Here is a 12,015-nt window from a genome sequence, read left to right as displayed (position 1 = left end):
AACGTGAGCATAACGCCAACCAACATTCTGATTGTTGAAGATGAAAAAGAGATCCGCCGCTTCGTGCGCACCGCGCTGGAGAGCGAAGGCCTGCGGGTGTTTGAAAGTGAAACGCTGCAGCGCGGGCTGATTGAAGCCGGCACGCGCAAACCGGATCTGATCATCCTTGATTTGGGGTTGCCGGATGGCGACGGGCTGAGTTACATCCGCGATCTGCGGCAGTGGAGCGCCATTCCGGTGATCGTGCTGTCGGCACGCAACGCCGAGGAGGACAAGATCGCCGCACTGGACGCCGGCGCCGACGACTACCTCAGCAAGCCGTTCGGCATCGGCGAGCTGCTGGCGCGGGTGCGGGTCGCGCTGCGCCGCCACTCCGCCAGCCAGCAGGAAAGCCCGCTGGTGAGTTTTTCAGCGATCACCGTCGATCTGGTGAATCGCCGGGTGCTGCGCAACGACGAAGATTTGCACCTGACGCCGATCGAGTTTCGCCTGCTGGCGGAACTGCTGGCCAACGCCGGCAAGGTGATCACCCAACGTCAGCTGTTGAGCCACGTCTGGGGGCCGAACTACGTGGAGCACAGCCACTACCTGCGCATCTACATGGGCCATCTGCGGCAGAAGCTGGAAGCCGATCCGGCCCGGCCCAAACACCTGCTGACCGAAACCGGCGTCGGCTACCGCTTCATGCCTTAACCCCGGCGGGCGCGGTGTGCCGCGCCTTTACGCCGCCGGGCCTTTCTTCAATCCGACCATAAATTCCTTAAACGCATCGCGCAGCGGAGCGAACACCGGGTGTTTGCGGTTTTCGATCATCACTTCGGAGAACAGCTTCAAGCCTACGGCGAAGGCCGCGCTCTGCTCGGGGCCGAAGTTCAGATCGTCACGCGCCCGGATGCGCTCGACGATCTCGAGAATATCGTCGTGGTTGGTCACTTCAAAACTCAGCGGCGCTTTCGCGACGGGATTGCCCTGGCGATCGCTCAGGGCTTCAACGGTAATAGTAAAACGGTGGCCGGGCATCAGTTCTTCTCCTGCTGCGTGGGTTGAATATGCATTTCACTTTCGATCGCCGCCACGGCGGTCAGCAACGCGGCGTTGATGCGCTCCACCTGCTGCGGCGTAAGATCGGCGCGCATCACGTTGCCGCGCAGCAGGCTGCGCAGGCGGTTCATGGCGTCGTAGATGCCTTCCGCCAGGTTGCCGTGCCGATGATGCTCGCGGCCGGCGCCCGCCAGGCGCGCCAGAATGACGTCAACCACCTGTTGATGCTTTTGCAGCTCGCCCTCGCCCGCCGCGGTGATGCGGTAGCTTTTGCGGCCGTTGCCGGTGGTGAGCGGCTCAAGGAAATCCTGCTCTTCCAGCAGCGTCAGCGTGGGGTAAATCACCCCCGGGCTCGGCACGTACAGGCCGGAAGAGGCTTCCTCGATCGCCTTGATCAGCTCATAGCCGTGGCTGGGCTTGCGCGCCACCAGCGCCAGCAGCACCAGGCGCAGATCGCCGTGTTCGAACAGACGATGACGCCCGCCCCGGCCGCCGCGCCCACCCCGGCCGTGCTCTTCGCCGTCGCCGCCGAAATGATGGCGCCCGCCGCGATGACGGCGGCCCTCTTCACATTCATGATGGTGATGCCGGTGTAAACCTAATCGATGAAACATAGGGTGATACCTCGCTTTAACAGTGAACATCAATACGAGGTTGTTTAGATATATCTAAACAGCGTCGATAACGCTAATCTAGATCGATATATCTAAATGCGCAAGCGCGCACCGATAAAAAGATATATCTAAATTGAAGGCATAAAAAAAGCGCTGTAAAAACAGCGCTTTTTATCAATCAGGGAAAGTGATTACTTGGCGGAAGCCAGCACTTCGCTGACGATTTCGACCGCTTCATGCTCAATCTTCTCGCGGTGTTCCGCGCCGAGGAAGCTCTCGCAATAGATCTTGTAAGCCTCTTCGGTACCGGAAGGACGGGCCGCGAACCAGCCGTTGTCGGTCATCACTTTCAGCCCGCCGATCGAGGCGCCGTTACCCGGCGCCGCGGTCAAACGTGCGGTGATCGGATCCCCGCCCAGCGTACTGGCCTTGACCATCTCCGGCGACAGCTTGGACAGCGCCGCTTTCTGCGCATGGGTTGCCGGCGCCTGGATGCGGTTATAGCTCGGCGCACCGAAACGCTTGGCCAGATCGTCATAGTGATGCTGCGGGTTCTCACCGGTTACCGCGGTGATTTCAGCCGCCAGCAGGCACATGATGATGCCGTCTTTGTCCGTCGACCACGGCTGGCCGTTGAAGCGCAGGAACGAAGCCCCGGCGCTCTCTTCGCCGCCGAAGCCCAGGCTGCCGTCGAACAGGCCGTCCACAAACCATTTGAAACCGACCGGCACTTCCACCAGCTTGCGGCCCAGGTCGGCCACCACGCGGTCGATCATCGCGCTGGACACCAGCGTTTTACCGACTGCGACATCGGCGCCCCACTGCGGGCGATGTTGGAACAGGTAGTTGATGGCTACCGCCAGATAGTGGTTCGGGTTCATCAGGCCTTTCGGCGTGACAATGCCGTGGCGGTCGTAATCCGGATCGTTGGCGAACGCCAGATCGAATTTGTCGCGCAGCGCCAGCAGGCCGGCCATCGCCGACTCGGACGAGCAGTCCATGCGGATGATGCCGTCGTGATCCAGGTGCATAAAGCGGAAGGTCTGATCGATGGAATCGTTCACCAGCGTCAGATCCAGCTTGTAGTGTTCCGCCACGCGCTGCCAATAGGCGATGCCGGAGCCGCCGAGCGGATCCACGCCCAGCTTCAGGCCGGCGCGTTGAATGGCCGGCATGTCGACCACCTCAACCAGGCCTTCGACATAAGGCTGCACCAGGTCTTTGGCGTGCAGGTGGCCACTGTTCCAGGCCTTGTCCAGCGACTGGCGCTGAACGCCTTTCAGCTGCTGCGCCAGCAGTTCGTTGGCGCGCTTCTCGATCACCGACGTCAGGTTGGTGTCAGCCGGGCCGCCGTTCGGCGGATTGTATTTGATGCCGCCGTCTTCCGGCGGGTTGTGGGACGGCGTAATGACGATGCCGTCGGCCTGCGCGCCGCCGCGGCGGTTGTGGCACAGAATGGCGTGCGATACCGCCGGCGTTGGCGTGAAACCGTTATTTTCCTGCACGATCACATCGACGCCGTTGGCGGTCAGCACTTCCAGCACGGAAATGAAGGCCGGCTCAGACAGCGCATGGGTATCTTTGCCCACGTAGCACGGGCCGGTGGTGCCCTGCTGATGACGAACTTCGGCGATCGCCTGAGCGATGGCGAGGATGTGCGCTTCGTTGAAGCTGTGGCGCTGCGCGCTGCCGCGGTGGCCGGAGGTGCCAAACTTCACCGCGTGTGCGGCATTGCCGGCTTCAGGTTGCAGCACATAGTACTGCGACGTCAGCTGGGCTACGTTGATCAGATCGCTTTGGCGGGCGGGCTGCCCGGCACGTGGATTATTCGCCATCGACATATCTCCCTCATCCCTGTCGGTGACCGGGCAATACGTCGCGCACGGCCAGCATGACGGGCTGTTCGCTAAATTAGACGGTACCGCAAACTTTCTCGATCAGTTCCGCTGGGAACTGCATCGCCTGCATGATGTGTTCGATCATGCTGCGTTTGCGGCCGGTATTGGTATTGGTGATCACCCAGTAAGGGGTGCCCGGTACATGCTTCGGCTTGGTATGCGTGCCGTTGGCCAGCAGGGTCTGCTGATCGCCGGCGAAATAGGTGCGGGTACGGCCGGTCAACGCCTCGGTGGCGGCGGCGAAACCGGCGGCATCGAGGGTGTACAGCGTGGACAGCACCAGCATGAAACGGTTGACCGCTTTGTTCTGCTCGGCGTATTCATCCGATAACAGCAGCTCACGCATGGCGCGCACGCGATCGCGCGGACGCTGCGCCGGCGCCGCTTTTTCCAGCTCGACGGACTGCGGGGCACTGGCGGCAGGCAACGCGCGCACCGGCTGCCCGGCGGTGAATTTCAACATGCGGCGTAAAATATCGGACGCGCTTTCACCGATGTGTTGCGTGTGGCTGGCAATATAACGGTAAAGCTCTTCGTCGACTTCAATAGTTTTCATCTTTATCCAATACTGTTTTTTCTACTTAGAACCTGAAGCCAGATCCTGCATTCAAGCCATGGGATTATAAGGTTAAAAGCGCTGGGGCGAACACAACAATGTGCCTCCGGACGGCAAATGCAGACTAATACCTATAGCCGGCACTGCCAAGCCCGCGCCGCGAAAATTCCGCATGATTCATCGTGCGATTCAATCATGATACCCTAATCTGAATCTCTCTCAGTATGAACTTCGCCATGAAATTACATTATCAACTGCTGGCCGCCGAGTCAGACGCGCTGCCGGTGCTGCTGATCCACGGGCTGTTCGGCAATCTGGACAACCTGGGCGTGCTGGCACGCGATCTGCATAAACAGCACACGGTGATCAAGGTAGATCTGCGCAATCACGGCCTCTCCCCGCGCGCCGACGACATGAACTACCCCGCCATGGCGCAGGATCTGCTGGCGCTGCTCGACGAACTGCAGCTGGAGAAAGCGATCGTCATCGGCCATTCGATGGGCGGCAAAGCGGCGATGGCGCTGACCGCCATCGCGCCCGAGCGCGTCGCCAGGCTGATCGTTATCGACGTCGCGCCGGTGAATTACCAGACCCGCCGCCACGACGAGATCTTCGCCGCGCTGAAGGCCGTCAGCGCCGCCGGCATCACCCAGCGCCAGGCGGCCGCCGAGCTGATGCGCGACTACCTGCAGGAAGAAGGCGTGATCCAGTTCCTGCTGAAGTCCTTCCACAACGGCGAATGGCGCTTCAACCTGCCGGTGCTGATCGCACGCTACGAAGACATCACCGGCTGGCAGGAAGTCCCGGCCTGGCCGCACCCGACCCTGTTCATTCGCGGCGGCCTGTCGCCGTATGTGCAGGACAGCTATCGTGCGGACATCGCCCGCCAGTTCCCGCAGGCTCGCGCGCACGTCGTCGCCGGCACCGGCCATTGGGTGCACGCCGAAAAACCGGAAGCGGTGCTGCGCGCCATCCACCGTTTCCTCGACGAAGCCTGAAAAACACGCTTTCCTGGCGAAAAAACGCGCTAAAGATAACGGCTTAGCGCGTTTAGCCCGCAGTTAGGCATTGTCGCCGCTCCATCTGCTGGGGTAATATGGCGCGCTATAATTTTGCCGCCGCGCCAGCGCGTTCACGAACGCCGGTTCGGGGGTGAATTTGGGTTAGGGTTTATTGGCCCGAAGTGTGTTAACCGATGCCTCCGGAAGCGTGCGAGCGCTTTTTGATGCAAACTCCCTTGCAGTACCGCTACCTATGGCAAAAGAACAAACGGATCGCACGACGCTGGATCTGTTCGCAGATGAACGCCGTCCGGGGCGCCCGAAAACCAACCCGCTCTCCCGCGATGAACAGCTTAGAATCAATAAGCGCAATCAGTTACGGCGCGATAAAGTGCGTGGATTGCGGCGCGTAGAGCTGAAAATCAACGCGGATGCGGTGGACGCCCTGAACAAACTGGCGGAACAGCGCAACATCAGCCGCAGCGAACTCATCGAGCAGATGCTGTTGGCGCAACTGGCGGAAGAACAGCCGGAACATTGATCTCTTCGGCCGCACGCGCGGCGCGGCGTTAAGGACAACGCCGGATCGACCACGCTTTTCTTCATTCTCCGGCATCGCATAAATGCGATAAAACCCCGGCGCCACTTTCTGGCATGATACGCATTTACCGGCTAGAGACTGCGCCTGTCGGCGCCCGCCCCGGAGGCGAAAGGCTCTTGCCATGGCATCATTTTAATCGGCGTCAGCGGCGGCAGTGCCGGCGTCGAGTAATGCAATTACTTGAATTTAAAGGTTATACGCGATATGGCTACTGTAGGCATTTTCTTTGGCAGCGACACTGGCAATACCGAAAACATTGCCAAAATGATCCAGAAAATTCTCCAGAAACAGTTTGGCGACGACGTCTCTGAAGTGCATGACATCGCTAAAAGCAGCAAAGAAGACCTGGAAGGGTTCGATATCCTGCTGCTGGGTATCCCGACCTGGTACTACGGTGAAGCACAGTGTGACTGGGATGATTTCTTCCCGACGCTGGAAGAAGTCGACTTCAACGGCAAACTGGTGGCGCTGTTCGGCTGCGGCGACCAGGAAGACTACGCGGAATACTTCTGTGACGCGATGGGCACCATCCGCGACATCATCGAACCGCGCGGCGCGGCCATCGTGGGCCACTGGCCGACCAAGGGCTACCACTTCGAGGCCTCCAAAGGCCTGGCGGACGACGATCACTTCATCGGTTTGGCGATCGACGAAGACCGCCAGCCGGAGCTGACCAACGAGCGCGTGGACGCCTGGGTCAAACAGATCGTCGAAGAGCTGAGCCTGGCCGATATCGTCGGCTAAGCCCCGGCACTGGCGAAAGGTTGAACAAAGGCCCTGTAAAGTGCATAGTGTGCCCACAGGGCCGTCATCGGCAGCAGGGATTGCTGCGATAGAAGCTACAGATTTGTAACTTCCCACCCCGTCACGGTAGACTGAGATATCGGTTTATCCCATCCATCAAGGCGTTGCATGCAAAACATGCAATAGTGCAATTATATCTTTGTTAACAACCGGCGGTTTCTATTTAGTACAACCGGTTCTATAATGAGACGCATTAACTCTTTGTGCCGACCGATGCCACAGGCGAGTACGCCTCAACTTGATTAGCATAGTAACAGGACTGAATTCGCATGACCGACAACAACATCGCATTGAAGAAGGCCGGCTTAAAAGTCACGCTTCCGCGACTCAAAATCCTGGAAGTACTGCAAAATCCGGAATGCCATCACGTCAGTGCGGAAGATTTGTACAAAAAACTGATTGATATGGGCGAAGAGATCGGGCTGGCAACGGTTTATCGCGTACTGAACCAGTTTGACGATGCGGGCATTGTGACACGTCACAATTTCGAAGGCGGCAAGTCCGTGTTCGAGCTGACCCAACAGCATCACCACGATCACCTGATTTGCCTGGACTGCGGCAAAGTGATCGAATTCAGCGACGAATCCATCGAAGTGCGCCAGCGTGATATCGCCAAGCAGCACGGCATCAAGCTCACCAACCACAGCCTGTACCTGTACGGCCACTGTGAAACCGGTGACTGCCGCGAAGACGAAACGCTGCACGACAAGAAATAAGCCTGACCGGCTATGAAAAACCGCCTCACGCCGAGGCGGTTTTTTTATGCCCGCCGTGCAACGGGCAAAAAAACCCCCGGACAAGCCGGGGGAAAATCATGTCATGAAATATCACAATTGCAGCGGCACAGCGACTCCACGTACTACTCTCACTACAACGTCCGCCCTACGCCGACACGCGCGGGCGAACGCATTCCCCCTTTGTTATACGGCCGCCGCCAGGGCAGCAGACCGTTGCACCGGGCTTAAACCTTCTCGGCGCGGCTGTAGCGTTTACCGTCCGGGCTGACCGAACGCACCTGAACGTCACCGGAAACCGCCGGTTTGGCCTTGGCGTCATAGCGCTGCCACTGCTTGCCGCCGTCGGTGGAATACTCGATGCCCAATCCCGGCAGCGCGATATTCGCCTCCAGCTTGCCGCCCGCTACGCGCGCGCCCGGCACCGGCAGACGGTAAGCGACGCCGCCTTTGTCCAGCTTGGCCAGTTCACGCTGGCCCAGAATATTGGCGAAGCGCAGCCAGTCTTTCTCCAGCGCCTTGGTATCGACAAAGTGGGTTTCCCCGCCTTTGTATTCGCGGCCGGCGCGATAGTCCTGCTCCCAACCGGCGCGGTGCCAGGCGCGTTCCGCCACCGACAGCGCGCGTGGGAAGATCATGTATTCCATCTGCGGATCGGTGCGCTGGGTTTCGCTCCACAGCTGAGCGGACAGCCCGTAGGCGCCCGGCCACGGCTTGTCGCTCTTGGCGCTGAAGGGGTTGCCGTCGCGGTCGACCGAGGTTTCCGCGTTCTGCGGCATGTTGTCCGGCGCAAAGCTGAACACCTTGCGCTCGTCGCTGAAGCGGGTGCCCCAGTAGTAACCGCGCTCGTCCGGGTTCACCTCGTAAGGGAAGTCCATATAGACATAGTCCGGGTTGGAAACCACCACTTCATACCCTTTGTTGGCCCAGTCGTTGACGCTATCGAAACCGCCCCAGTACAGGGTATCCCAGAAGTTGACGCCCACGCGCGAGGTGGCGAACGCCTTCGCGCTCTCGGCGTCTTTCAGGCCGTCCTGCCAGGCCTGCATTCTGTCGATGCCGTGCGCCTTCACCAGCTTGCTGACCTCTTGGCCGAAGTAGCTCGGCAGGTGCTCCATGTCGGCCACCTTGCCTTCTTTGATCATCGTCTGGCACACCTGCGACTTGGCCCACGGCTTGTCTTCGTTGCTCTGATCGATGATGCCTTTGCCCGGCTCCGGTTTCGCCTTGTCGGTATAGCCGGCGCCCAGGCGAATATTTTTCGCTTCGTCGCCGCCGAAGTGCCAGGTCTTGATCGGCTGGCCGGCTTCTTTATGCATCTGGGCAATTTCGCCGATCACCTTGTCGACAAAGCGCTGGGAAGAGTCCAGGCACGGGTTCAGGTAGCTCTGGCGGTTAAAGAACTGCACGGAGGTGGTGTTGGAGGTATCGGTCGGATCCACCAGGCGGAATTCGTTGGCCTCCTGCTCTTTCCCGGCGGCATGCAGCTTTTTATAGCGCGCTTCCATCGAGACCACCGCGGCGCGGGCGTGCGCCGGCATGTCGATCTCCGGGATCACTTCAATCTGGCGCGCCTGGGCGTATTTGATGATGTCGATATAGTCCTGACGGCTGAAGAAGCCGCCGTAGACGTCCGGCCCCTGGCCGTACTGCGGCAGCAGGCAGGTGGTTTCGCTCAGATCGTGGCAGCGCTGGCCGCCGACTTCCGTCAGCTCAGGCAAACCGGGGATCTCGATGCGCCAGCCTTCGTCATCGCTCAGGTGGAAGTGGAATTTGTTGAGCTTGTAGGCCGCCATCTGATCCAGCAGGCGCAGCACCGCGTCCTTCTTATGGAAGTTGCGCGCCACGTCGAGGAAAATGCCGCGATACTCGAAGCGCGGCGCATCGCTGGCGTCCAGCGTGGCGATCTTGCCGCTGCCGTCGCTCGGCACTAACGACAGGATCGACTGCAGCCCGTAGAACACCCCGGCCTGATCGAAACCGATCACTCGCGCCTCTTTCTTGCCGATTTTCAACTCATAGGCGCCTGACACCGCCATCGCGCCTTTAAACTTGCCCGGCTGAATGTCGGTCTTGATAGGATAGCCGTTGGCCTGAACCGGCACGCCCAGCAGCGCAAAGCGCTGGTTGACGGCGTCCGCCGCCGGCTTGACCAGCGTGCTCAGATCCGGTGCCACGCCGTTACGCAGATCGGCGTCCTGCGCGTGCACTTTCACCTGCATCGGCGTCGGCACGATCTGGCCGCGCAGCGCGCCGGCAGGCAGCGTCTGCAGATCGGCATTGCTGACAAAGCGCGAAGCCGGCGTCATCAGAATGTTTTTGTCGTCCTTGGTGCGCTTCCACTGGTCGCCGGTGAACGGCGCCACGAACTGATCCAGATTTTCGGTATCGGTATTCGCCAGCATTTTCGGCTTGGCGTCGCCGGACGTGGCATACCAGCGCGGCAGGAAGTCGTTTCTGAACAGCTGCCAGTATTCGGCCACCACTGGAATTTCCACCGCCTTACCGGCCGGGAACCCGCTGAATTTGGCGGTCGGCTCCAGCTTGTACAGATCGCCGGTGAGGTGAGCTATCTTGAACTGGTCGTTGTCCACCCGCAGGGTCTGGCGCGGGCTGTGGAAATAGATGACCCAGTCTTTGCCGTCGATCGCCTGGCCGTCGTTGCTGAGGGTGAACAACACCCGGTTGCAAGAGGCCCAGTCGGCGCCCAGCGCCGCGCAATCCACGCCGTTTTCGCCGGCGCGGTTATCCAGCATTTTCACGTTCAGCTTCAGCTGACTCAGTTGATCCACCAGCTGTTGATCGGCCATGGCGTGTCCCATGCCGCCCAGGAATCCCATCGTTGCCGTCAAAGCGGCTAATGCGCTCAGTTTGAATGCGTTCATGTTCTTGTCCTTCTTAATTATTGTTATCGCGAATTTCTTGCCACAGCTTGCCGCACTTGGCGTCGTAAGCCTGACCGTTGCCGCTGTGAACCGCCATAATGCAGTTCTGATAATCCATCACCCGCACCGTTTCCTGCGCGGCGAACTGCTGGTGCTGCTTCTCTTGCTTCAGCACGTTCAGCACCGCCTTGCAGGGCTGCAGACGCTCCGGCGAACCTTCGGCGGTGTTGATGCAGGCGCTGTAAGCCTGCTTCAATTTGGCGTCTTCCGGCGGCGCGGCGGGTTGCGCGCAGGCGCTCAAGGCCGCGGCGGCCGCCAACATCAGCATGATTTTTTTCATCGTTGAATTCCCTTAACTTGCCCCCGGCGGTGAGGCCGGGGAACGCATCAGAAGATGGTGAATGGCGCGATGACCATGAACTTGACGTCTTTCTCGTCCTGGAAGATGTTGCCGTAACCGCCGCCCCAGCTCGGGATGTTGGTGTGGTTGTCATACTGGGTGTAGTGCAGCTTGATCAGCGTGCCCTTGGCGCGCCCTTCCTGGATGGTGTACATCGCGTCCAGGCTCCAGGCGCTCTCTTTCAGGCGCTGGCTCTGATCGTAGATCGGGTTGGTGCTCGGCTTGGCGTCCCAGGCGTAAACGTAGGAGCCGCCGACCGCCATGCCCGGCAGGTTCCAGTTGCTGAGGTCATACATCACGCCGGCGTACACCGCTTTCTCGCCGTTGGCGTTAAAGTCGGAGCGGTTGTCCCACCACACGTCCAGGCGGCCGTTGGATGAGGCGTAGGTTGGGGTCATGCGCTGCAGGAAGAAGCCCTGGTTGCCTTCCGCCTTGACCATGGTGCCTTCCAGACGCCAGTTGAACTGCCCGGTGGTGTAACCGAAGGTCAGCGCCTGCAGCCAGGCCAGGCCGTCGTAGATGCTGTTTGGATCGTTCTTGTCGCTGATGCGGTCTTCCGCACCGTAGAACTGGTAACTGGTGGTCAGCGGGTTGCCCAGCAGATCGAATTTGTAAGACGCTTTAGTGAAGTATTGATTCACGTATCCCTGCGCCTGGCCGAAGGCGGCTTCCAGCACCAGATCGTTTTTGAAATCGTATTTGGCGCCCAGCGAGTGCAGGTAGGAGACGCGGGTTTTCCTGTCGTTCTGGCGGAAGTCGTCCACCTCGATATGCCACGGTGCCTTGTATTTGTCGGCCCACATGTAGGAGAAGCTCAACGCGCCGGCATCGCCGTAGTCGAACTTGGCGCCGGCTTCGGCCCCCTGATAGGTGCCCGGCATAAAGCTCCAGTGTGGCGCCAGCAGGGTTTGGCCGCTCGGCTGAATATAGCCGGCGCGCGCCCAGACCGGGCCGTATTTGAATTTGGCGGCGGCTTTGTACAGGCTGATGCCGCCCTTGTCACCGGAATAGTCTTCGTCGTAGGTCCGGTTTTTCGAGGAAAACGCGATCTCGTTCGGGTGGCCGCTGGCGCTGGATTCCGCCAGCTCGATGGCGGTGAAGGCACCGACGTCCAGACCGAACATATCCCAGGCGTAGCCCGAAGCGAAATCCAGGCTCAGGTTGGCGGTGGAGTGCGACAGGTTGGTGGTATATTGGTTGTAATCCTTGCTGTCCGGATTGAGATCTTTACGGTCGCGCTCACGTTGCCAGTAATAGATGCCGCCGGTCAGCGTGGAATCATCGATAAACCCTGCGGCTTTCGCCTCAGGCGCCATGGCAAACCCTGTTCCCAACAGCGCGCCCGCGACTGCGAGCGCCAGCGTTTTACGCTGAGCACCGTGCGTACCCATATTGAAATTCCTCTTTGACTTAACTTAAAAGTTGCAGCCGCCTGTGTTCACCACTGCCCTGCACGACTGCCAATAAAAAACCCGAACGGG

At 59.8% G+C, this 12,015-nt stretch carries 12 protein-coding genes; 5 read left to right on the top strand and 7 right to left on the bottom strand.

Translation table 11 applies throughout. From position 1 onward, the window contains the following. Positions 1 to 3 precede the first annotated feature (3 nt). Positions 4 to 693, top strand: a complete 690-nt coding sequence (gene kdpE / locus ACJ8IN_RS21895) for a two-component system response regulator KdpE (RefSeq protein ID WP_033637458.1) — start codon at positions 4 to 6, stop codon at positions 691 to 693. 27 nt (positions 694 to 720) lie between these two features. On the opposite strand, the gene ACJ8IN_RS21890 is transcribed toward kdpE, so the two are convergent. From ACJ8IN_RS21890 to seqA, 4 genes are all read right to left on the bottom strand, one after another. Then, the gene (locus ACJ8IN_RS21890) at positions 721 to 1,020 is read right to left on the bottom strand and encodes a DUF3861 domain-containing protein (RefSeq protein WP_033637457.1); all 300 of its coding nucleotides are present in this window, start codon (positions 1,018 to 1,020) and stop codon (positions 721 to 723) included. Next, a complete protein-coding gene (locus tag ACJ8IN_RS21885) occupies positions 1,020 to 1,655 on the bottom strand; it encodes a PadR family transcriptional regulator (RefSeq protein ID WP_041033880.1) in 636 nt (211 codons plus the stop codon). Before ACJ8IN_RS21885 ends, ACJ8IN_RS21890 begins: the two co-directional genes overlap by 1 nt. A 191-nt stretch (positions 1,656 to 1,846) precedes the next feature. Next, positions 1,847 to 3,490 (bottom strand): phosphoglucomutase (alpha-D-glucose-1,6-bisphosphate-dependent), encoded by a 1,644-nt coding sequence (gene pgm, locus ACJ8IN_RS21880; protein WP_033638690.1) that lies wholly within the window; start codon positions 3,488 to 3,490, stop codon positions 1,847 to 1,849. A gap of 76 nt (positions 3,491 to 3,566) precedes the next feature. Next, a complete protein-coding gene (gene seqA / locus ACJ8IN_RS21875) occupies positions 3,567 to 4,109 on the bottom strand; it encodes a replication initiation negative regulator SeqA (protein WP_033637454.1) in 543 nt (180 codons plus the stop codon). Between the two features lie 224 nt (positions 4,110 to 4,333). Here seqA and ybfF point away from each other — a divergent pair, with 224 nt between their 5' ends. The 4 genes from ybfF to fur all read left to right on the top strand — a co-directional run bounded on the left by ybfF (position 4,334) and on the right by fur (position 7,231). Further along, positions 4,334 to 5,107, top strand: coding sequence for an esterase (gene ybfF, locus ACJ8IN_RS21870; RefSeq protein WP_077791435.1), 774 nt, complete (start codon positions 4,334 to 4,336; stop codon positions 5,105 to 5,107). A 256-nt stretch (positions 5,108 to 5,363) separates the two neighbouring features. Continuing rightward, positions 5,364 to 5,651, top strand: coding sequence for a LexA regulated protein (gene ybfE / locus ACJ8IN_RS21865; RefSeq protein WP_004939936.1), 288 nt, complete (start codon positions 5,364 to 5,366; stop codon positions 5,649 to 5,651). A 264-nt stretch (positions 5,652 to 5,915) separates the two neighbouring features. Continuing rightward, positions 5,916 to 6,455, top strand: coding sequence for a flavodoxin FldA (gene fldA / locus ACJ8IN_RS21860; protein WP_025301862.1), 540 nt, complete (start codon positions 5,916 to 5,918; stop codon positions 6,453 to 6,455). Between the two features lie 329 nt (positions 6,456 to 6,784). Continuing rightward, positions 6,785 to 7,231, top strand: coding sequence for a ferric iron uptake transcriptional regulator (gene fur, locus ACJ8IN_RS21855; RefSeq protein WP_019454058.1), 447 nt, complete (start codon positions 6,785 to 6,787; stop codon positions 7,229 to 7,231). A gap of 245 nt (positions 7,232 to 7,476) precedes the next feature. On the opposite strand, the gene ACJ8IN_RS21850 is transcribed toward fur, so the two are convergent. From ACJ8IN_RS21850 to chiP, 3 genes are read right to left on the bottom strand one after another with little or no spacing between them, the layout of a single operon-like run. Beyond that, the gene (locus ACJ8IN_RS21850) at positions 7,477 to 10,134 is read right to left on the bottom strand and encodes a beta-N-acetylhexosaminidase (RefSeq protein WP_060421787.1); all 2,658 of its coding nucleotides are present in this window, start codon (positions 10,132 to 10,134) and stop codon (positions 7,477 to 7,479) included. A 13-nt stretch (positions 10,135 to 10,147) separates the two neighbouring features. Then, positions 10,148 to 10,474, bottom strand: coding sequence for a ChiQ/YbfN family lipoprotein (gene chiQ / locus ACJ8IN_RS21845; protein WP_004939944.1), 327 nt, complete (start codon positions 10,472 to 10,474; stop codon positions 10,148 to 10,150). A gap of 47 nt (positions 10,475 to 10,521) precedes the next feature. Continuing rightward, the gene (gene chiP / locus ACJ8IN_RS21840) at positions 10,522 to 11,925 is read right to left on the bottom strand and encodes a chitoporin ChiP (RefSeq protein WP_033655304.1); all 1,404 of its coding nucleotides are present in this window, start codon (positions 11,923 to 11,925) and stop codon (positions 10,522 to 10,524) included. Positions 11,926 to 12,015 lie beyond the last annotated feature (90 nt).

The sequence above is a fragment of the Serratia sp. CY31944 genome, assembly GCF_052169175.1.
In the GTDB taxonomy this organism is placed as follows: Bacteria; Pseudomonadota; Gammaproteobacteria; order Enterobacterales; family Enterobacteriaceae; genus Serratia; species Serratia sarumanii.
Note: the sequence above shows the minus strand (reverse complement) of the source record. Positions and strands in the feature narration are given on the sequence as shown.